The organism is Aquibium sp. ELW1220 (assembly GCF_030398385.1).
GTDB lineage: Bacteria > Pseudomonadota > Alphaproteobacteria > Rhizobiales > Rhizobiaceae > Aquibium.
Window position 1 is genome coordinate 130,694 of record NZ_JAOAOQ010000013.1, and the last position, 19,569, is coordinate 150,262.

Annotated in this window: 19 protein-coding genes; 13 read left to right on the plus strand and 6 right to left on the minus strand. The window is 67.8% G+C overall.

Annotated elements, in window-relative coordinates; translation table 11 throughout:
* Positions 1-30: 30 nt before the first annotated feature.
* The 4 genes from N1F91_RS14070 to N1F91_RS14085 form a co-directional block, all read right to left on the minus strand.
* Entirely contained in the window at positions 31-1,305 is a 1,275-nt protein-coding gene (locus tag N1F91_RS14070; RefSeq protein WP_289992962.1) for a TRAP transporter large permease, read from the minus strand.
* Positions 1,302-1,772, minus strand: a complete 471-nt coding sequence (locus N1F91_RS14075) for a TRAP transporter small permease (protein ID WP_289992963.1) — start codon at positions 1,770-1,772, stop codon at positions 1,302-1,304. The genes N1F91_RS14070 and N1F91_RS14075 overlap by 4 nt, the downstream gene beginning before the upstream one ends.
* A gap of 65 nt (positions 1,773-1,837) precedes the next feature.
* Entirely contained in the window at positions 1,838-2,836 is a 999-nt protein-coding gene (gene dctP / locus N1F91_RS14080; RefSeq protein ID WP_289992965.1) for a TRAP transporter substrate-binding protein DctP, read from the minus strand.
* Positions 2,837-2,948: 112 nt separating this feature from the next.
* Positions 2,949-3,854 (minus strand): PfkB family carbohydrate kinase, encoded by a 906-nt coding sequence (locus N1F91_RS14085; protein WP_354670543.1) that lies wholly within the window; start codon positions 3,852-3,854, stop codon positions 2,949-2,951.
* A 128-nt stretch (positions 3,855-3,982) separates the two neighbouring features.
* Between N1F91_RS14085 and N1F91_RS14090 the strand changes: the two genes are divergently transcribed.
* The 4 genes from N1F91_RS14090 to N1F91_RS14105 all read left to right on the plus strand — a co-directional run bounded on the left by N1F91_RS14090 (position 3,983) and on the right by N1F91_RS14105 (position 7,852).
* Positions 3,983-4,987, plus strand: a complete 1,005-nt coding sequence (locus tag N1F91_RS14090) for an SIS domain-containing protein (RefSeq protein ID WP_289992968.1) — start codon at positions 3,983-3,985, stop codon at positions 4,985-4,987.
* A 7-nt stretch (positions 4,988-4,994) separates the two neighbouring features.
* Positions 4,995-5,699, plus strand: a complete 705-nt coding sequence (locus tag N1F91_RS14095) for a GntR family transcriptional regulator (RefSeq protein ID WP_289992970.1) — start codon at positions 4,995-4,997, stop codon at positions 5,697-5,699.
* Between the two features lie 32 nt (positions 5,700-5,731).
* Complete coding sequence (locus N1F91_RS14100) at positions 5,732-6,667, plus strand: ornithine cyclodeaminase (RefSeq protein ID WP_289992971.1); 936 nt, start codon at positions 5,732-5,734, stop codon at positions 6,665-6,667.
* 87 nt (positions 6,668-6,754) lie between these two features.
* Positions 6,755-7,852, plus strand: coding sequence for a LacI family DNA-binding transcriptional regulator (locus N1F91_RS14105; RefSeq protein ID WP_289992973.1), 1,098 nt, complete (start codon positions 6,755-6,757; stop codon positions 7,850-7,852).
* A gap of 127 nt (positions 7,853-7,979) precedes the next feature.
* On the opposite strand, the gene N1F91_RS14110 is transcribed toward N1F91_RS14105, so the two are convergent.
* The gene (locus tag N1F91_RS14110) at positions 7,980-9,506 is read right to left on the minus strand and encodes an aldehyde dehydrogenase family protein (protein ID WP_289992974.1); all 1,527 of its coding nucleotides are present in this window, start codon (positions 9,504-9,506) and stop codon (positions 7,980-7,982) included.
* A 133-nt stretch (positions 9,507-9,639) separates the two neighbouring features.
* Between N1F91_RS14110 and N1F91_RS14115 the strand changes: the two genes are divergently transcribed.
* From N1F91_RS14115 to N1F91_RS14140, 6 genes are all read left to right on the plus strand, one after another.
* On the plus strand, positions 9,640-10,539 hold the full coding sequence (locus N1F91_RS14115; RefSeq protein WP_289992976.1) for a LysR family transcriptional regulator: 900 nt from the start codon (positions 9,640-9,642) through the stop codon (positions 10,537-10,539).
* Positions 10,540-10,878: 339 nt separating this feature from the next.
* Complete coding sequence (locus N1F91_RS14120) at positions 10,879-11,949, plus strand: ABC transporter substrate-binding protein (RefSeq protein WP_289992978.1); 1,071 nt, start codon at positions 10,879-10,881, stop codon at positions 11,947-11,949.
* Between the two features lie 34 nt (positions 11,950-11,983).
* Positions 11,984-13,558: a sugar ABC transporter ATP-binding protein gene (locus tag N1F91_RS14125; RefSeq protein ID WP_289992979.1), complete on the plus strand. Its 1,575-nt coding sequence runs from the start codon at positions 11,984-11,986 to the stop codon at positions 13,556-13,558.
* A complete protein-coding gene (locus N1F91_RS14130; protein ID WP_289992980.1) occupies positions 13,555-14,487 on the plus strand; it encodes an ABC transporter permease in 933 nt (310 codons plus the stop codon). The genes N1F91_RS14125 and N1F91_RS14130 overlap by 4 nt, the downstream gene beginning before the upstream one ends.
* Before the next feature lie 10 nt (positions 14,488-14,497).
* On the plus strand, positions 14,498-15,457 hold the full coding sequence (locus N1F91_RS14135; protein WP_289992981.1) for an ABC transporter permease: 960 nt from the start codon (positions 14,498-14,500) through the stop codon (positions 15,455-15,457).
* Positions 15,458-15,467: 10 nt separating this feature from the next.
* The gene (locus N1F91_RS14140) at positions 15,468-16,229 is read left to right on the plus strand and encodes an alpha/beta fold hydrolase (protein WP_289992983.1); all 762 of its coding nucleotides are present in this window, start codon (positions 15,468-15,470) and stop codon (positions 16,227-16,229) included.
* A 53-nt stretch (positions 16,230-16,282) separates the two neighbouring features.
* Here the strand turns inward: N1F91_RS14140 and N1F91_RS14145 are convergent, their stop codons facing one another.
* Positions 16,283-17,269: a fumarylacetoacetate hydrolase family protein gene (locus N1F91_RS14145; protein ID WP_289992986.1), complete on the minus strand. Its 987-nt coding sequence runs from the start codon at positions 17,267-17,269 to the stop codon at positions 16,283-16,285.
* 241 nt (positions 17,270-17,510) lie between these two features.
* Between N1F91_RS14145 and N1F91_RS14150 the strand changes: the two genes are divergently transcribed.
* The 3 genes from N1F91_RS14150 to N1F91_RS14160 are packed head-to-tail and all read left to right on the plus strand — an operon-like array spanning position 17,511 to position 19,338.
* The gene (locus tag N1F91_RS14150) at positions 17,511-18,164 is read left to right on the plus strand and encodes a nuclear transport factor 2 family protein (protein ID WP_289992987.1); all 654 of its coding nucleotides are present in this window, start codon (positions 17,511-17,513) and stop codon (positions 18,162-18,164) included.
* Positions 18,165-18,175: 11 nt separating this feature from the next.
* Entirely contained in the window at positions 18,176-19,054 is an 879-nt protein-coding gene (locus tag N1F91_RS14155; protein WP_289992988.1) for a 2,3-dihydroxybiphenyl 1,2-dioxygenase, read from the plus strand.
* Positions 19,051-19,338: a hypothetical protein gene (locus N1F91_RS14160; protein ID WP_289992989.1), complete on the plus strand. Its 288-nt coding sequence runs from the start codon at positions 19,051-19,053 to the stop codon at positions 19,336-19,338. The genes N1F91_RS14155 and N1F91_RS14160 overlap by 4 nt, the downstream gene beginning before the upstream one ends.
* The last annotated feature ends 231 nt before the right edge of the window (positions 19,339-19,569 follow it).

The window sequence follows — 19,569 nt, forward strand, 5'->3', positions numbered from 1 at the left end:
GCGCCGGCCGCCCGCGCGCCTACCGGCGTTTCAGAACAGGAGGTTAGGCAGGAAGGTGACCAGCGGCGGCACGTAGGTGAGCAGCAGGAGGACGCAGATCGCCGCCGCGAGGAAGGGCAGGAACGCCTTCGTGAAATCCTCGACCGAACAGCGCGTGATCGAGCAGACGGTGAACATCACGGTCCCGACCGGCGGCGTCAGCGAGCCGATGGTGGTGTTGAACACCAGCACGACGCCGAGATGGACCGGGTCGATGCCGAGTGTCTGCGCCACCTGCACCAGCAGCGGGCCAAGGATGACGATGATGGCCAGCCCCTCGAACACGGTGCCGAGGACGAGCAGGGCGACGTTGATGACGAGCAGGACCACGAACTTGTTGTCGGATACCGACAGGAGCGCGGTGATGAGCTGCTGCGGCATCTGTTCGAGGCTGAGAATCAGCGAAAAGACCGAGGCCGAGGCGACGATGAACAGGACGCCTGCGGTCGTCGCCGCGGATTCCGTCAGGAGCGACAGGGTGTCGCCCATGGTCAGCCCGCGATAGACGAGCACGCCGACGAGAAAGGCATAGACCGCCGCGACCGCGCCGAGCTCGGTGGGCGTGAACCAGCCGCTGCGCAGGCCGAGAAGCAGCATGACCGGCATCGCCAGCGCCCAGAGCGCGGCGCGGCCGTTGGCCAGCACCTCGCGCGGCGCGGCGCGGGTCTCGCGGGCGGGGGCGAGGTTCATGCGCCGTGCGGTCCAGCGCACGGTCAGCATCAGGGCGACCGCGATGAGGAAGGCGGGGACGATGCCGCCGATGAACAGGCGGCCGATCGACGTGTTGGTGAGGAGGCCGTAGACGATCAATGCGATGCTCGGCGGCATGATCGGCGCGATCATCGCCGAGGCGGCGCTGACGACGGAGCCGTAGGCGTTGGAATAGCCGCGCGCGCGCATGACCGGCACGATGGTGCGCGCGTCGATCGCCGCGTCGGCATTGGCCGAGCCGGACATGGCGCCCATGAACACCGAATTGAGCACGGCGATCTGCGCGAGCCCGCCGCGCCAGTGACCGACCAGCGTCTCGCAGAAGGCATAGAGACGGTCGGCGATGCCGCCGCGCGCCATGGCGGCACCGGCGACGATGAACAGCGGGATGGCGAGGAGCGGGAAGGATTCGAGGCCGGACGACATGCGCTGCGCAACGAGGCTGGCCATCATGGGATTGACGGCGAAATAGGCCATGGACGCGCCGAGCATGACGAAGCCGACGGGCAGGCCAAGCACCAGCAGGAGGACGAAGACGATGGCGACGATGGTCACGGGCGGCGGTCCCGGAGGCTTTCGGCCATCTGTGCCAGACGGCCGACGATGACGAGGCCCATCCCGGCGGCCAGGATCGCTGCCATGATCCATTTCGGCCAGCCCAGGGTGAGGAAGACCGTGAAACGCGCGGTCGAGATCTGCGCGAAGGCTGCGCGCATCACCTCGGCAGCGATGACAAGCACCAGGAGGTCGGCGAGAAGCCGGGCCAGGAAGGCGCCGCGCGGGGGCAGACGGTCGACGAAGAGCGAGATGCCGAAGAGCTGGCCCTGCAGGGCCGCCCCCGAGAGGCCGAGCCAGACCGTCCCGCCGAGCAGGATGACCGCGAGCTCCTGCGCCCACAGGATCGACATGGCGAAGGCGTTGCGCGCGACGACGTCGGCCGTGACGATGGCCACAAGCGCCGCCAGCAGCAAGGCCGGCAGCGTCAGGCCGAGAAAGTCCAGCAGCCTGCGCAGGGGCTTCATCGTTCAACCGCCTCCATCGGTGCGGGAGACGCCGGGCGAGCCGTCCGGCCCGCCCGGCATCGGCATCAGTTTGCCGTCGCCGCGGCCCGGACCTGATCATAGAGGCCGGCCGGCCAGTTCGGGAAGCTCGTGTAGAAGCTTGCCGTCGCCTTGCGGTAGGCGTCGATGTCGGCCTCGTGGAACGTCACGCCCGACGCTTCGAACTCGGCGCGGATCTCGGCTTCCAGATTGGCCGAGACCTCGGTCAGGGCCTGTCCCCCCTTGCGGAATTCCTCGAGAAGGATACCGCGGTCGGCCTCGCTCATCTGCTGGAACGCCGCCTCGCTCATCACCCATCCGGTGAAGAGGTTGAAGTGGCCGGTGAGCGTGATCTCCTTGGCGACCTCGGGCCATTTCGACGCGCGCAGGCCGGTCAGCGGGCTTTCGGCCGCCGTCACCACGCCCTGCGACAGGGCCGAATACACCTCGGCCGCCTCGACCGTGGTGGCGACGACGCCGAGCGGCTGGAACGTCTTCAGCCAGGTCTCGACCGGCGGCACGCGCATGCGCACGCCCTTCAGGTCCTCCGGCGACGGGTAGCCGGCGCTGCCGATCATGTGGCGGGGGCCGTCGAACCAGTTGATCGCGACGACGCGGATGCCGGCGGTTTCGGCCAGCCGGTCGTAATAGCCCTTCATCAGGTCGGAGAAGGCGAGGGTCTCCGCCTCGGCGGTGCCCGAGACGATGAAGGGGCCTTCGACGATCGACAGTTCCGGCACGCCGAAGCGCGACAGGAACGAGGCGGAGGTGAAGGTCATGACCGGCAGGCCCTGGCTCGCCTGCTCGATGGAATCGGTGGTGGTGCCGAGCTGGCCGGAGGGGAAGCCCTCGAACTTCACGCGGCCTTCGGTGCGCTCGGTGACGCGCCCGGCCGTGGCCATGACGCCCTTCCAGGATTCGCTGGTCGGTGCGTTCACGCTGGCGATGCGGATCGTCAGGTCCTGCGCAAGGGCGATGCCCGTCAGCATGGTGGTCATGGTGGCCGCGGCAGCGAGCAGCCGGATCGACGAGGTAAATCGGTTCATGGGTGGTCCTCCTTCCATGGGCTTTGCCCGTCCTGGTTCGGTATCGTTTTCAGGCACTTCCGGAACGAGACGGAATGCGTTTGTGAGAACGCTTTCCGTCTCCTTCCCGTTCTCACGCCGTGGCCGCGTGTCCGGCGCGGGGGCCGGGTACGGGCTGCGTCGAGGCGTAGATCTCGTCGATGGTGAGCATCGTCGACAGGTCGAGGCTCATCGGCACGCCGTGGCCGAATGCGCCGGGCGACAGGCAGGTGCGGGCAGCCGCTTCCGCAGCCTCGCGCAGGATCGCAGCCGGTGCTTCCCCGCGCAGCAGGCCCACGAGCGTGCGGGCGATGAAGGTGTCGCCGGCGCCAAGCGTATCCACGGGCCGCACGGGAACCGCCGGCGCCTCGTGGACACCGTCGCGCGCCGCCAGGAGCGCGCCCTCGCCGCCGCGGGTGATGACCACGAAGGTGGCGCCATGCCGGAGCGTCGTCGCCGCCAGCGCCAGTGCTTCCTCGCGGTCGAGGTCGCCGCCGGAAAAGCCGGCGAGATAGCAATGGGGGGCGATGGCCGAGATGCGCCCTTCGTCGCGGATCGTCGCGAAATCATAGGAGACGCGGGTGAGCGAGGCGAAATGGGCCAGCCAGGCGTCCACATGGCTGGAGCGGCCGGTGTGCACGGCGTCCGCCGTTTTCATCCAGGCGAGATCGGCGGGGGAGGGGGCGATGATCGAGACGCCGAGATTGGCGCCGACGAAGACCCGCTCGCCACCTTCGGACGCGATCACGCAATAGGCGGTCTGTCCCGGCAGAAAACGCAGCAGCGACGTTTCGACCCCTTCGGCGACGAGGGCATCGCGGATGGCGCGGCCGGCCGCATCGTCCGCCACCGCGCCGGCATAGGCGGCCTCTGCGCCGAAACGCCGGGCGAACACGGCATGGTTGACGCAGTTGCCGCCCGGAAACATGCGCCGCCGGTCGCGGTAGCAGTCGACGACATTGTCGCCGAAAGCGAGGATCCTGAGGGACGTCTGTGACACCGGCATCTCTTCCCTGTGACGGTATGAGAACGTTCGCAAGAAATCCGACGGCTTGTCAATGGCTGCTTGACACGCTGACGCGGAAATTAATATGTCTTATGTCATCATATCAAGAAGGCGCCCTGAAGATGTCCTTGCCCGACCGATTCCACCCGGCCGTTTCCGCCGCGCTTGCAGCCATCGACGTGACGGCCCTGCGCCACGTGTTCTTCGTGGCCTGCGGCGGCTCGCTGTCGATCATGCACCCGGCAAAGTTCATGCTCGACCAGCACGGCACGCTGCCGTCGGACGTCTTCAACGCCGCCGAGTTCGTCGCCCGGGCGCCGAAGCGGCTCGGCCCCGGCACGCTGGTCGTGCTGTGCTCGATGACCGGGACGACCAGGGAGACGACCGCCGCGGCAAGGTTCGCCCGCGAGAAGGGGGCGGCGACCATCGGCCTGACGGTCGAGCCCGGCTCTCCGCTCGGCAACGCGGCGGACCATGCGGTGAAGTTCGAGGCGCCCTACACCACCGGTGTGCCGATCGACGCCAGGGACAGCAACTATTCGATCATCTACCAGATCGTCATGGGCCTGGTGGCCAGGTCCGGCGGCGAGGATCTGACGGAGCCGCTGATCGCCAGTCTCTGCAACCTGCAGGGCGTGATCGACCGTGCGCAGGAGAGCTTCGCCCCACTCTGGGACCGCTACGCGGAACACTTCGCCAGGCAGGACGTGATCTACACGATGGCGTCGGGCGCCAGCTATGGCGCGGCCTATTCCTTCGCCATCTGCGTCCTGATGGAGATGCAGTGGATCAACAGCCAGGCGATCCACTCGAACGAGTTCTTCCATGGCCCCTTCGAGGTTCTGGACGAGACACGCTGCTTCGTCCTGATGAAGGGCGTCGATTCCACGCGCGCGCTCGACGAGCGGGCCGAGGAATTCCTGCACCGTTTCGGCAAGGCCGAGAACATTCTCGTGCTCGATGCACAGTCGCTCGACATGACGGGCATCGATGCCCGTTTCCGCGGCAATGTCGCGCCGCTCATCTTCTTCGACACCCTGTGGCGCTTCATCTACAAGGTGGCGGAGTTCCGCCAGCAGGTCATGCTGGACGGCCGCCGCTACATGAAGAAGCTCTCCGACTATTGAGGCGCCGATGACGCAAGACGGCCTCCTGCCGCTCTACGAACAGGTCAGGCGCAAGCTCCTGTCCGAGATCGAGGACGGTCGCCTGGCGGAGGGCAGCTTCCTGCCGCCGGAGTTCGAGCTGTGCGAGACCTATGGGGTCAGCCGCATCACGCTGCGCCGCGCGGTGGGGGATCTGTGTGCCGAAGGACTGCTCGTGCGCCAGCAGGGGCGCGGCACGCTTGTGGCGCCGCGCAAGATGCAGCTGACCATCTCGCTTTCGGGCTTTTCCGACGTGGTCGAGGGCCGCGGACTGAAGGCGGGCCACCGCATCATCGACAGCGAGGAAAGGGCCGATGCCCCCGCCGTCGCGGCACGCCTCCGGGCGGAGCACGTCTTCCGCTTCGTCCGGCTGCTGGAGACGGACGACCGGCCGATGACGCTGGAGACGCTCTATTTCGATGCGGTGCGCTTCGCCGATGCGTTCGGCCCGGTCGCGGCCGGCGGCAGCTTCTTTTCCAGCCTGCGCAGCGCCTATGGCATCGAACCCGCCGGAGCCGAGCGGGTGATAGACGTCGGCTTCGCGGGCGGCAGCGAAGCACCGCTGCTCGGCGTGTCCGCCACGCAGCCGGTCTACCGGATCGAGAAGCTGGTGCTCGACGGCGAGGGGCGACCGCTCGCCCTGTCGCAATCGGTCACGCCCTGTCACCTGGTCACGCTCGCCGTCAAGAACTGAGCCCCGATCTCGGGGCGCAAGGAGGAATTGTCATGAAGGTCTTCGATGCGGCGGCGGTCCATGCGGCACTGCCCTGGCCCTATCTGATCGGCGCGCTGTCGCAGGCGCATCGCGGGGCGATGCCCGCGTCGGACGTGGTGGTGCAGAGCAACCCCGCAGGCGGCGGCGAGCAGTTCATCACGCTTCCGGGGTGGATCCCGGGCGGCCCGATCGCCGTGAAGATGGTGGGCGTCTTTGCCGGCAACGAGAGGCTTTCGCCGCCGCAGCCCAACGTGCAGGGACTGGTTGCCATGTTCGACGGCGCCACCGGCGCGCCGTTGCTGGTCGCCGACGGCGCGGCGATGACGGCGCGCAAGACCGCCGGCGATTCGGCGCTGGCCGCCTCGCTGCTCGCGCGCGACGATGCGGAGGTCCTGCTGGTGGTCGGTGCCGGTGCGCTGGCGCCTCATTTCGCTGCCGCGCACATGGCCGCGCGTCCTTCGCTGAAGCGCGTGCTCGTCTGGAACCGCACGGCGGCCAAGGCAGATGCGGTGGCGGCCGGCCTGCGGCGGGACGGCGTCGATGCGCAGGCTGCAGGCGACATCGACGCGGCCGTGGCGAGCGCCGACGTGATCACCTGCGTGACCATGTCCGACCGCACTCTGGTCAAGGGCGCGCTGCTCAAGCCAGGAACGCATCTCGATCTCGTCGGCGCCTACATGAAGAGCCTGCGCGAGACGGACGAGGAGGCGCTCTCGCGGGGCCGGATCTTCGTCGATACCTGGCGCGGAATGGAGAATACCGGGGATCTCGGGCCGGCTCTGGCATCGGGCCTCGTGCCGGTGACGGCGATCGCGGGCGATCATTTCGATCTCGCGCAGGGCAGGGTGCAGGGGCGCCGGTCGGCCCACGAGATCACCATCTTCAAGAATGTCGGCGGCGCGCATCTCGACGTCTTCACCGCAATCGCGCTCAATGATGCCGCGTGAGGGAAACGGGGAATCACCATCAGGGCGATTCGCCGCGATCTCTCGTCAGCATGTCCGGACGGGATAGGCGGAAGGGAGCGGCAGGCGGTGGCGAAGACCTCGAAGGCGACGATCGCGGACGTTGCGCGGCTGGCCGGCGTCTCGACGGCAACGGCAGGACGTGTGCTTGGCCGGTATGGCTACACCCGGGAGGAGACCCGCGAGCAGGTCATGCGGGCGGCGAGCAAGCTCGGCTACCGCACCAATGCGCTCGCCCGCAGCCTCATCACCGGCAAGACCCGCACCATCGGCGTGGTGGCCGGCGACATCCAGAACCCGTTCTATGCCTCCATCCTGCGCGGCATTGCCGACGTGGTGGAACGGCGCGATTTCGGGCTGCTGATCGTCAACTCCGACGAGAATCTCGACAAGGAGATCCGCGCCGTCAACCTGCTTCTCGAAAAGCAGGTTGACGGGCTGATCGTCTCGCCATGCGACACGCGCAACGCGCGGCACCTGCGCGACCTCCACGCGGCGGGGCTGCCGCTCGTGCTGCTCGACCGCAGCGTGGCAGGGCTGGAGGTGGACCGCGTCGGCATCGACAACATCGCGGCTGCCGAGCGCGCGGTTGTCGCGCTGCTGTCGACCGGCCACCGGCGCATCGGGCTGGTCGGCGAAATGCTGGAAGAACAGGAGGGCGGCTTCGATGGCTTCATCGCGCGTGGCCTTGCCGGCGAGGTTCTGTCGACGGATACCCTCTATCCGAGCTGGCAGCGCCTGCTCGGCTACCTGCGCGCCCACCGGCAGGCCGGGGTCGCGGTCGACACGTCGCTGATCCGCCGGGTCGGTGCCTATTCGGCGGGTGCGGCGCAGGCCGTCGCGCGGACCCTGATCGAACGCCCGGACCGGCCGAGCGCGGTGTTTGCGACCGACGGCACCATGTCGGAGGGCGTGATCGGCGCCGTGTCGGCGGCCGGGCTGACGCTGCCCGGCGAGCTTTCGCTCGTCTGCTTCGACGATCTGGATTGGATGAGCTTCCTGTCGCCCGGCATCTCGACGATGGCGCAGCCGCGGCTCGCCATGGGCGATGCCGCGGCCACGCTGCTGCTGGAACGGATCGAGGGGTCCGAGGCGCCCGTGCGGGCCGTGGTCATGCGGGCCGACCTCATCGAGCGCGGGTCGATCGCAGCCTGGCACGCGCGCTGAAAGAGCGCCACGCGGCGGGCCTCTCTCTCTAAGCGCCGCCGGCGGCCATCAGCGGAGCCGGGTCCTCCGGCTTACTCGACCCCGCGGGAAACCGACGCCTGTCTGCGCCGGCCGCCGCAGCAGGGTCCTACTCGATGTCGAACGACACGCCCTGTGCCAGCGGCAGCGACTTCGAGTAGTTCACCGTGTTGGTGGCGCGGCGCATGTAGGCCTTCCAGGCGTCCGATCCGCTCTCGCGTCCGCCGCCGGTCTCCTTCTCGCCGCCGAATGCGCCGCCGATCTCCGCGCCGGAGGTTCCGATGTTGACGTTGGCGATTCCGCAGTCCGAGCCGTCGGCCGACAGGAAGCGCTCCGCCTCGCGGACGTCGAGGGTGAAGATGGAGGAGGAGAGGCCCGCCGCAACCGCGTTGTGGTCTTCGAGCGCCCGCTCGAAATCTGAGTAGCGCATGACGTAGAGGATCGGCGCGAAGGTTTCCTCCAGCACCGGCCCGCACTGGCCGGGCATTTCCACCAGCGCCGGCCGAACGTAGAAGGCCGTGTCCCTGCCTGCGTCGGGCACGCGCTCGCCGCCGGTCACCACGCCGCCTTCGGCCTTCGCCGCCGCCAGGGCCTTCTGCATGCCGTCGAAGGCTTGGCCGTCGATCAGCGGTCCGACCAGCGCCGTGGTCTCCAGCGGATTGCCGATGGAGACGCTCTCGTAGGCCTTCTTCAGGCGCGGTACGAGCGCGTCGTAGACGCTGTCATGGACGAACAGTCGGCGCAGCGTGGTGCAGCGCTGGCCGGCCGTACCCATGGCGCCGAAGGCGACCGCGCGCAGCGCCATGTCGAGATCGGCCGACGGGCAGACGATGCCGGCATTGTTGCCGCCGAGTTCCAGGATCGAGCGCGCGAAGCGCCGGGCGAGCCGCGGTCCGACCTCGCGGCCCATCCGCGTCGAGCCGGTGGCCGAGACGAGCGCCACCTTGGGGTGGTCGACCAGCGTCTCGCCGACCGCGCGACCGCCGATCAGCACCTGGGACAGGTTCTTCGGCGCATCGCCGAACCGCGCCAGCGCGCGCTCGAGGATCGCCTGGGAGGCGAGCCCGGTGAGCGGCGTCTTCTCGGACGGCTTCCAGACGATGGTGTTGCCGGCGACCAGTGCCAGCGCGGCGTTCCACGACCAGACAGCGACGGGGAAGTTGAAGGCCGAGATGATGCCGACGACACCGAGCGGGTGCCAGGTCTCCATCATGCGGTGGCCGGGGCGCTCGGTGGCGATGGTGAGGCCGTAGAGCTGGCGGGAGAGGCCGACGGCGAAGTCGCAGATGTCGATCATCTCCTGCACCTCGCCCAGGCCCTCCGACGCGATCTTGCCGGCCTCGATCGAGACCAGCCGGCCGAGATCGGCCTTGGCCGCGCGAAGCTCTTCGCCCAGCAGGCGCACGAGTTCGCCGCGGCGCGGTGCCGGAACGAGGCGCCACGCCCTGAAGGCCTCGTGCGCGGCGTCGATGGCGGCATGGGCCGCCTCGGCGGAGGTCGTCGCGACGGCGGCGATCTCTTCGCCGCTCACGGGGCTGAAGGAGGCCATGTCGCCGCCGGTCCATGCGGCGCGCGGCACGCCAAGCCTGCCGAGCAGCTCTGCCGTTTCCCGTTTCACGTCGACGCCAGCACCCATCGCTCTTCTCCGTTCATGGTGTTCCAGATCGCCCGGACGCAGCGTTCCGGAGCCAGCATCTGGTAGCCATGTGATAAGCGGCCCGCAACATGCTATCGCATGCTTTCTCGGACTGACTTGATGTGAAAACAGAATGAACTTCAATCGTGCCTCCATTCCCGACCTGGCTGTGCTGCAGGCTTTCGAAGCGGCGGCACGCCATGGCAATTTCACCAAGGCTGCGGCCGAGCTCCACCTGACGCAGAGCGCGGTCAGCCGCCAGGTCCGGACGCTGGAAGTCCTGCTCGGCGTACCGCTGTTCGAGCGGTCGCGCCAGCGCGTGCATCTGTCGGTGGCGGGACGGCAGATCCTGCCCAGCGTGCAGCGCCTGCTCGTCCAATCCGAGGAACTGGTCGTGAAGGCCCGCTCGGCGGGTGACGGCAGCGCCCGGCTGTCGATCGCGTCGCTCCCGACCTTCTGCAATCGATGGCTGATGCCGCGGCTGCCGCAGTTCCTGGCGGCCCGCCCGGGGCTGACGGTGGAGATGACGTCGAGGTCGGCACCGTTCGATCTGCAGGACGCGAATGTCGACCTGGCGATCCATTTCGGCCAGCCGACCTGGGCCAACGCCACCTGCACCTATCTGTGCAGCGAGGTGATCCTCCCGGTGGCTGCGCCCGCGCTCGTCCGGCGCGGCGACGTGCTCGGGGCGGCCGACCTTCTTTCGGTGCCGCTGCTGCATCTGGCGACACGGCCGACCCTGTGGGCAGAGTGGTTCCGGCTCGGTGGCGCGGGCGACGAAAGCGCCTATCGCGGCAGCCGCTTCGACCAGTTCTCCACGGTCATCGAGGCCGTGCTCGGCGGTCTCGGCGTTGCTCTCCTGCCGAGCTACCTCATCGAATCCGAACTGGCCTCCGGTGCGCTCGTGGTCATTCACGACCTGCCGTTGACGACGGACAACAGCTACTACGTCGTCCTTCCGGACGGGCGGAGCCAGCGCTCGCTGGGGCTCGATTTCCAGCAATGGCTCATCGGACAGGTTCGCAGGGACTGAGGGGACTGGCGTTCTCGAGGGATTCTGCCTCCGTCATCCCCGCCCTGTCGACGCTTCACGCCGCTCGCCGGCCGGGCGTACGGGTCATGCCGCCCTCCCGGCGGACGCGATCCCCACGGCCGGCCAGACGTCGCGGCGATGACGATGGCGAAGCTGGCAGCCGCTGGACGATGTGGCAGCCGGCATCCGGCGCATTCTGCACGCCCTGAGCGAGGCAGTTTCGCGCGATAATTTCACATGTGTGTATACATTTTTCGTTGATTTTCGAATTGGCTTTGCTAGCTTTCGAATTCGCTGGGGGGCGAAAATTGCCTGCTGGCAAACGAAGGGGAGGATCACATGAAGTTTTTTAGGCCCGTGCTCGGGCTGGCAATGACGTTTGCCGTCGCGCTGGCTCCGGCTGCTCAAGCGCAGGACGAGGTGGAGCTCCTGCCCGACAACCTGCTCAACCTCAAATCCACCGAGATGACGGAACCGGGCAAGTTCAAGAAGGACGGGCCATACCGGATTGGCATTTCCTTCCCCGGCGTCGGCAACACCTGGATCGTGCAGATGCACCAGGAGGCCGAGTTCGAGGCGGCGAACAATCCTCAGGTCAAGGAGTTTCTCTTCTCCGAGGCCAACTGGCAGCCCGCAAAGCAGGTCGCCGATATCGAGGACCTTCTGACGCGCGATCTCGATGCGCTGGTGGTCACGCCGATCGCGTTCCAGCTCGTGAAGAAGCAGATCGACGCGGCGCTTGCGACGGGAATCCCGGTGATCACCTTCGGCAACAGCAAGGGTGCACTGGACACCACCGTCGAGATCATGGGCGCTGGCGACTATTTCGGAGAGGTCGGCGGCACCTTCCTGAAGGAAAAGCTCGGCGGCAAGGGCACGATCTGGGCCTTCCGCGGCGTCGCGGGCGTCGAAGAGGAATCGCAGCGCTACGAGGGCTTCCGCCGCGCCATCGACGGGACCGACATCGTCATCGGCGCAGAGGTCTACGGCGACTGGAACTACGCCAAGTCGAAGCAGCTCTGCGAGAACCTGGTTCTTTCCGGCCAGCCTGTCGACGGCATCTGGTTCTCCGGGGCCGAGATGACCCGCGCCTGCATCGACGTCTTCACGTCGGTGGGCAAGCCGCTCGTCCCGATGACCGGCGAAGGCAACAACGGCTTCCTGAAGACCTGGAAGGAATCCGGAGTCGAGGCGGTGTCGCCGGTGTTCACCCCCGGCCTCGGCGTCGCCGTGGTTCGCGCGGCCGTGGCCCTTCTCGAAGGCAAGTCGCTGCACAAGACCTACTTCTCCGCGCCGGAGCCGATGACCAATGCGGACATCGACAGCTACTATCGTCCCGACCTGAACGACGCGTTCTGGGTGCCGTCGACGTTGCCCGAGGAAGAGCTGCAGAAGCTGTTCAAGCGCTGATCCGCAGCAGTCCGTACACAATCGGGGCGGGGCGATGACCGATCCAGGGACGTTGGACCACCATGCCTCCGGCTCGTCAGCCGGGGGCGAGATGGTCCGGTTCGAAGGCGTGACCAAGCGTTTCGGGGCCAACGTCGCCCTGAAGGACGTCTCGCTGGTCGGGCATGCCGGATCGGTTCATGCCGTGACCGGCGAGAACGGCGCCGGCAAGTCCACCCTCATGAACCTGCTCGCCGGCGTGCACCAGCCGTCGGCGGGAACGATCTACCTCCATGGAAAGCCGGTCGTTCTCGCCGGCCCGCGCGCAGCGCAACAGGCCGGCATATCGACCGTCTACCAGGAACTGACGCTTCTGCCGAACCTGACGGTCGCGGAGAACCTCTATCTCGGACGCGAGCCGCGACGGCTTGGCATGGTGGACCGCTCGGCCATGCGTCGCGAGGCGCGCAGCGTGTTCGCGCGGATCGAGGTCGATCTCGATCCCGACGCCCATTGCGGCGACCTGACCATCGCGCAGCAGCAGATGGTCGAGATCGCCAAGGGCGTGGCGGTCGACGCGCGCGTCTTCATCTTCGACGAGCCGACGGCCGCGCTGAACGGTCCGGAGATCGAGAAACTCGAGCGGCTCATCATGTCGCTCAAGCGCGGCGGCAACCTCGTCTTCTACATCAGCCATCGGCTCGACGAGATCTTCCGGTTCTGCGACACGATCAGCGTCATGAAGGACGGCAGCCACGTGGCGACGCAGCCGGCCTCCGAACTGACCCGGGACACGCTCGTTTCGCTGATGGTCGGACGTTCGCTCGATCGCTTCTTCCCGCATCGCGGCACCGTCAGGCCGGAAGCGCCGCTGGCGATCGACGTGCGCGGGCTGGTTCCCGTCGCTGGTGCGCCGGCGGTGACCTTCGCCCTGCGGCGCGGCGAGATCCTCGGCCTGACGGGCCTCGAGGGGCAGGGCCAGCGCGAGATAATCCGTGCGGTGGCCGGTCAGATCGCGCCCGTCTCGGGCGAAGTCGTGCATCATGCGAAGGACGGCACGTCCACCGGCCTCGCGCCGTCGCCGGTCGCGGTGGCTCGCACGGGCATCGGCTTCGTGCCCGAGGACCGCAAGTCGGAAGGGCTCTTCCTGCCGCTCGCCATCGAGCGGAACATCGGCATCGGCATGATGCGCCGTTCCTCGATCTGGAGCCGCGCGCGCATCGATCGCCCGCGTCTGACCGGGCTGCTCGAAAGCATGAACGTGCGCGCGACGGGACCGCAGCAGGAGGTCCAGGCGCTGTCGGGCGGCAACCAGCAGAAGGTGCTCATCGGCCGCTGGCTGGCGGCAGGCGTCGACATCCTCCTGGTGGAGGAGCCGACCCGCGGCGTCGACGTCGGCGCGAAATCCGAGATCTACACGCTGCTGCGCGCCTTCGCCGACGACGGCGGTGCTGTGTTGATGACGTCGAGCGAACTCTCGGAACACATCGGCCTGTGCGATCGCATCCTCGTGGTGCGGGAAGGCAGGCTCGTGGCCGAGATGCCCGGCGCCGTCGCCACCGAGGAGACCATCATGACCTCCGCGCTGACCGGAGCGCCCTTCCGGGCCCATGCAGGAGCCGCAGCGTGATCGGCCGTCTGTTTTCCAGAACCTCGCGGAGCGGCATCGGGATCATCACGATCGCGCTGCCCCTGTCGATGTTCGTCATCCTGTCCTTCACGGCATCGAGCTTCTTCACCGCGCAGAACCTCGGCAATGTCGGCAACCAGATCACGGCATTGCTCATCGTCTCGCTCGGCCAGCTCATCGTGGCGATCAGCGGCGGCGTTGATCTCTCGGTCGGATCCATGCTCAGCCTCACCAGCGCCATCATCGTCACCTTCGATCCGGCGATCGTCGTTCCGCTGGCCATTGCCGCCGGTTGCGTGTTGGGCACCGTCAACGGCATCGGCGTGGCGATCTTCGGCGTCCACCCGCTGGTGATGACGCTGGCGACCGCGACCTTCGTCCAGGGACTGACGCTGCTGGTCAGCCCCGTGCCGGGGGGCGTCGTGGCACCCGCCATCGAGGCGCTGGCGCATGGCCGGCTGTTCGGCCTCCAGCCGTCGCTGTTCTGGTGCGCGGGGGCGATCCTCCTGTGCTGGCTGCTCCTGTCGCGCTCCGCCTTCGGACTGCGGCTCTATGCGCTCGGCGCCAATCCGCGCAACGCGTCGCTCAACGGCGTCAAGGTGGTGGGGCCGATCATCACCTGCTACGTGCTCTGCTCGCTTTCGGCCGTGGCCGCCGGCATCTTCCTGACGGCGCGGGTCTCGACCGGCGATCCCACCATCGGGGCGGCGTTCGGCCTCGACTCGATCACCGCGATCGCGCTGGGCGGGGTGCAACTCTCCGGCGGCGTCGGCAGCGTGCCTGGGGTGATCCTCGGCGTGGTGACGCTCGGCCTCGCCACCAACGGCATGAACCTGCTCGGCGTATCGCCCTTCCTGCGCATGGCCGCCACCGGGCTGCTGCTGCTCGGGGCCGTCAGCCTGCAGCGCCGCAAGACGATCGGGGTCTGAGACGATGGCCATGCTCGACACCGCAGACCGGTCCCGCGGCTCCCGCCTGCTGAACGTGGCGACCGCGCTGCCGATCGCCTATGCCGGGACGCTGATCCTGCTCATCTGCGCCTACATGTTCCGCCCAGCGCTCCTTTCACCGCTGCTCCTGATGCTGATCATCCGCCAGGCTGCCCCGCTGGGGGTGGCCGTGATCGGTCAGTCGCTGTGCATGCGGATCCTGTCGATCGACCTGTCCTTCGGCGGCGTGGCGATGGGTGTCAGCTACATCCTCACCAGCGGCTACGTTCCCGGCGGCGAGGCTGTGCTCATCGCCTGCGCGCTGCTGTTCGGGGCGACGGTCGGGCTGGCCAACGCCTTCTTCATCGTACGGCTGCGGGCCTCCTCGGTCATCGTGACGCTCGCCATGGGACTGCTGCTGACCGGCATCGTCATCGCCTTCAGCCAGTTTCGCGCGCCGGGCGATGCGCCGGCGCTGCTGAAGTACATCGGCCAGTCGCGCATCTCGGGCGTACCGCTCGCGCCGCTGATCTGGTTCGCGCTGCTGATCCCGGTGGCGTGGTTCCTCAAGCGCTCGGTGCTCGGCCACTACATCGACGCGATCGGCGCCAACCCGCGCGCAGCGCTCGCCACCGGCATCCCCTATGGCGGGATCGTCGTGCTCGTGCATGTCGCGTCGAGCCTGTTCGCCGTCTTCAGCGCCTTCCTGCTCGTCGGTTTCGTCGGCATGGGTAGCCTCGACATCGGCCGCGACCTCGCGCTCAACTCGCTCGCGGCGGTCATCCTCGGCGGCGTCACCTTCGGCTCCGGCCGTGGCGGCGTGCTGGGGCCGGCCGTGGCTGCCTTCATGCTGACCTTCCTGTTCAACCTGCTGACCAGCTTCGGCCTCGGCGAGCCCAGCAAGCTGATGCTGCAGGGCGCCATCATCGCCGTGGCGGCGATCGCCTATTCCGCACGAACCAAGACCTGAGGGAGAAACCATGACCACGATTATGCCCGGTGCCGAACCGTTCCGTTTCGAAGGCAAGACCGCTTCGGTGCTCGCATTGCACGGCTTCACCGGCACGCCGCAGAGCATGCGCTATGTCGGCGAGGCCATCCACAAGCGCTTCGGCTTCACCGTCGCGTGCCCGCTGCTGGCCGGACACGGCACCACTCCCGACGAGATGGAAAAGACGGGCTATCTCGACTGGCTCAACTCGGCCGAGACAGCGCTGAAGGACCTTGCGGCCGAAGGACGGCCGGTCTTCGTGATCGGCCTGTCGATGGGCGGATCGCTGACGCTGAACCTCGCCGCGCGCTTTCCGGAGATCGTCAAGGCGGCGATCCCGGTCAACGCGCCGGCCATCGCTCTCGGACCCGACATGGCCGCGCTTCTGTGCAACCAGGATTCGTCGATGCGGGTTCCGGGTGTCGGCTCCGACATCAAGGCGCCGGGCGTCGTCGAGGTGGCCTATTCGGAGTTCCCGGCGAGCCGGCTCGCGCACGGCCACCTGCTGTTCGGCGTCACGAGCAACCTCCTGTCGCGCATCCAGTGCCCCGTCACGGTCATCCAGTCGCGCGAGGACCACGTCGTGCCGGCGCGCAATGCGCTCGACATCGTCAACGGGCTGACGTCGTCGAACCATGTCAGGCTGATCTGGCTGAACGAGTCCTATCACGTCGCCACCCTCGACAACGACAAGGACCTGATCGTGTCCCACGCGGGCGACATGATCAACCACGTCCTGGCCAACGGCTGACACTCCGTTACCGGCGCAGTTGCCCGGACGCGGGCAGCTGCGCCGGGGCGAGCCTACCGCCGGTACTGCACGATCGTCTGGTCGATGGCGCCGAAGATGGAGCGGCCGTCGGCGTCGAGCATCTCGATGCGGACGCGGTCGCCGAACTTCATGAAGCCGGTCTTCACCTCGCCCTGCTCGATCATCTCGATGGAGCGGCGTTCGGCGATGCAGGCGGAACCGACCTCCTTGTAGTTCGCGTTCGAGACCGTGCCCGATCCGATGATGGTTCCGGCGGCGATCTTGCGCGTCCGGGCGACGTGCTCGATCAGCTGCGGGAAGGTGTAGGACATTTCCGATCCGCTCGGGCGGCCGAAGGGCTGGCCGTTCCGGTCGATCCGCAGCGGCAGGTTGACGATGCCGGTCCAGGCGGCGCCGAGTTCGTCGGGCGTCGCGGCGACAGGCGAGAAGCCGGTGCTCGCCTTGGCGTTCATCCAGCCGAAGCCGGTGACGATCTCGCGCTTGACGAAGGCGCGCAGGCTGACGTCGTTGATCAGGAGGACGAGGCGGATGTGCTTGCCGGCCTCCTCGGCCGTTGTTCCCATGGGCACCTCGTCGACGACGATGCCGATCTCGGCCTCGAAGTCGATGCCGTCCTCCTCGCGCGGCAGCGGGATGTCGCCCTGCGGGCGATAGAAGTCGTCCGACATGCCCTGGTACATCAGCGGGAAGGGGGCGTTGACCTCGATGTCGGGATCGCGTCCCTGGCTCATGGCCATGAGGCGGAGATGGTTCTTGAAGCAGGAGCCGTCGAGCCACCGGAAGGAGCGCGGGAGCGGCGACAGCGCCGTCTTCTGGTCGAACGGGAACGTGCCCTGCGCGCGGCCGAAGGCAAGGTCGCGCGCCAGCGCCTCGAGCAGCGGCACGACCTCGGTCCAGCGCTCCATGGCATCGAGAAGCGTCGGCGCGATCCCGGCGGCCGATACCGCTGCGGCGAGGTCGGTCGAAACGACCACCAGTTCGCCGTCCTTCGTGCCGTTGGGAATGGTTGCGAGCTTCATGGTTCCTCCTCCGTCCGCCTGCCGGGATGGACCGGCCACGCCGTGTCGCCGAAATCGGCGTGCCGAACCGGTGATCGGGCCGGCATCAGGGGACTAGCACGAGTGTATTGGTTGAACAACCGTCCAAATGCGATGACGAGCGGCTGGCGATATCGACAAGGCGGCGGCTCAAGAAATAGGTTGAACGACCAAATAAATTTCGTCATTGATGCGGCTGCCGAGACGGAGGAGGAGAATGTCCATGGCGGCCCCAGACCTGATGCGAAGCCTGCGTCTCCAGTCGAGGGTCGACGACCCCTATCTGGGCGCCGGACCGGCTGCGCGTTTCGAAGCGGAGAGCCCGTTGTGCCCGGGCGCGTCGTGGTCGGCGATCGAAGCTTTCGCAGTGACCCATGCCGACGGGCGGCGCTTCGAGGAATACCACTTCGTGCCGGCCGACGGGCGCGTCGCCTACCTTCCGGTCGGCATCATGTACGAGCCGGACGGGCAGGGCGGTTCCAGGGCGACGGTCTATTCCGACCATCACCTCGTCGAGGATCGCGGGCCGATCCTCGAGCCCGACGCGGGTCTCGTGCCCGGGCAGTCGCCGGAGGACGTCCTGCAGCCCTATTTCAAGGCGCTGAAGGAGAACCGGCTCGAGGACGTGCTCGACCTGTTCGAAGACGACGGCTATTTCCGGCACTCCAACGCCGAGACATTCGTCGGGCGCGAGGGGCTGCGCACCGACTTCACCAAGATGATGGGGACGGCCGGCATCCGCGTCACCTATTGCCGGGCCACGGACGACGGCACGACCTGTGCTCTGGAAGTCTACATGCCGAGCGGTAGGCCGGCGGTCGCCGTCTACGAGCGCGGACGTCCGGGGCGGCTCAAGGCCGTCCGGATCTACATGTGAGGCGGCCGGCCATGGCGCGCCTCGTATCCCTCACCGCCGTGCCGCACGACCCGACCCTGCCGATCGCCGCACGGCTTGCGCCCGAAGGCAAGGCGCATCCCGGAGCGCTGCCGGCACTGGCCGGTTTCGAGCGGCTGCGGGCGGACCTCGACCGGGCCCGGCCGGACGTCGTCGTGATGATCGGCAGCGACCATCTGAACCAGTGGTTCATGAACAACATGGCGCCGTTCATGGTGGGCAAGGCGACCCGCATGACAGGCCCCTTCGACAGCGAGATCAAGGCCTGGGGCCTTGCCGCCAGCGACCTGCCGATCCACGGCGCGCTCGCCCGCCACATCCTGAAGGACGGCATGAACCGCGGCGTCGACTTCGCCTATTCGGACGAGTTCGTGGCCGACCATTCCTTCACTATTCCGCTGCAGTTCCTGCGGCCGGAGGACGACCTGCCGGTCGTCCCGATCTTCGTCAACCTGCTCGCGCCGCCGGTGCCGCCGGGCTGGCGCTACCGGCAGGTGGGCGAGACGATCCGTCGCTCGGTGGAGAGTTTCGGCGACGGCATCCGTGTCGCGGTCGTCGCCACCGGCCACATGTCGAACAGCGTCGGCGGACCCGGCATGCTGCGCGTGCAGGCGGAGCCGATGTCGGAGTGGGACCGTGCCATGTGGAGCCTGATCGAGGCGAACGACGTCGACGAGATCACGCGGCGCAGCAGCTTCGACCAGCTTTTCGCGCATGGCAACGGCACGCCGGGCTTCCTCGGCTACGTGCTCGCCTTCGGTGCGGCGGCCGGCGCGCGGCCGTCCTTCGCCGACCTCGTCGCAACGGGCGCGCAACCGGCCTGCGCCTTCCTCGCCTGGGATGAAGCTGCGCTGAACGGAGGCGAGGCATGACCCGCTACGCGCTCGACAAGGTGCTCTGGGAATACGCCCGCGACGATGGTTTTCGTGCCGCCTTCGACGCGGATGCGTCCGCCGCGATCGCGACCCGGGAACTCGACGATGCGGAGCGCGCGGCGCTGGCGTCGAAGGACATCCGCGCGATCTTCGAGTGCCGCGCGCACCCGTTCCTGATCTACGGCTTCGCCATCGCGCTCAACCGCGGCTGGAGCTTCGACATGATGCGGGACTACGTGGCCCAGCTGGAGGGTTTGGAACTCGGCGACGTCGAGACGTAGGCGGCCGCGCCGGCGGTCCGCAACGCTGCTGTCGCAAGGCTGCTGTGGCGTGGTGCGTCCTTCGAGGCTCGCCCGCCGATGTCCGGACTGACGTGTCCTCCGCCGTGCGGGCTCGCGCCTCAGGATTGTCTGTCGTCGATGTGCTTAACTGTCGGGGAAGCTGGTTCGCCAGCGCCCGTCTGGCCAGACGGGCGCTGGCGCCGGCGGGCTCCCGTCTCAGGTTCGGATTTT

Coding starts and splice junctions, on each gene's coding strand:
- N1F91_RS14145 (WP_289992986.1), bottom strand. CDS start 17,269: ATGAAGCTCGCAACCATTCCCAACGGCACGAAGGACGGCGAACTGGTG.
- N1F91_RS14110 (WP_289992974.1), bottom strand. CDS start 9,506: ATGGGTGCTGGCGTCGACGTGAAACGGGAAACGGCAGAGCTGCTCGGC.
- N1F91_RS14150 (WP_289992987.1), top strand. CDS start 17,511: ATGGCGGCCCCAGACCTGATGCGAAGCCTGCGTCTCCAGTCGAGGGTC.
- N1F91_RS14160 (WP_289992989.1), top strand. CDS start 19,051: ATGACCCGCTACGCGCTCGACAAGGTGCTCTGGGAATACGCCCGCGAC.
- N1F91_RS14115 (WP_289992976.1), top strand. CDS start 9,640: ATGAACTTCAATCGTGCCTCCATTCCCGACCTGGCTGTGCTGCAGGCT.
- N1F91_RS14090 (WP_289992968.1), top strand. CDS start 3,983: ATGTCCTTGCCCGACCGATTCCACCCGGCCGTTTCCGCCGCGCTTGCA.
- N1F91_RS14075 (WP_289992963.1), bottom strand. CDS start 1,772: ATGAAGCCCCTGCGCAGGCTGCTGGACTTTCTCGGCCTGACGCTGCCG.
- N1F91_RS14155 (WP_289992988.1), top strand. CDS start 18,176: ATGGCGCGCCTCGTATCCCTCACCGCCGTGCCGCACGACCCGACCCTG.
- dctP (WP_289992965.1), bottom strand. CDS start 2,836: ATGAACCGATTTACCTCGTCGATCCGGCTGCTCGCTGCCGCGGCCACC.
- N1F91_RS14140 (WP_289992983.1), top strand. CDS start 15,468: ATGACCACGATTATGCCCGGTGCCGAACCGTTCCGTTTCGAAGGCAAG.
- N1F91_RS14120 (WP_289992978.1), top strand. CDS start 10,879: ATGAAGTTTTTTAGGCCCGTGCTCGGGCTGGCAATGACGTTTGCCGTC.
- N1F91_RS14095 (WP_289992970.1), top strand. CDS start 4,995: ATGACGCAAGACGGCCTCCTGCCGCTCTACGAACAGGTCAGGCGCAAG.
- N1F91_RS14100 (WP_289992971.1), top strand. CDS start 5,732: ATGAAGGTCTTCGATGCGGCGGCGGTCCATGCGGCACTGCCCTGGCCC.
- N1F91_RS14135 (WP_289992981.1), top strand. CDS start 14,498: ATGCTCGACACCGCAGACCGGTCCCGCGGCTCCCGCCTGCTGAACGTG.
- N1F91_RS14125 (WP_289992979.1), top strand. CDS start 11,984: ATGACCGATCCAGGGACGTTGGACCACCATGCCTCCGGCTCGTCAGCC.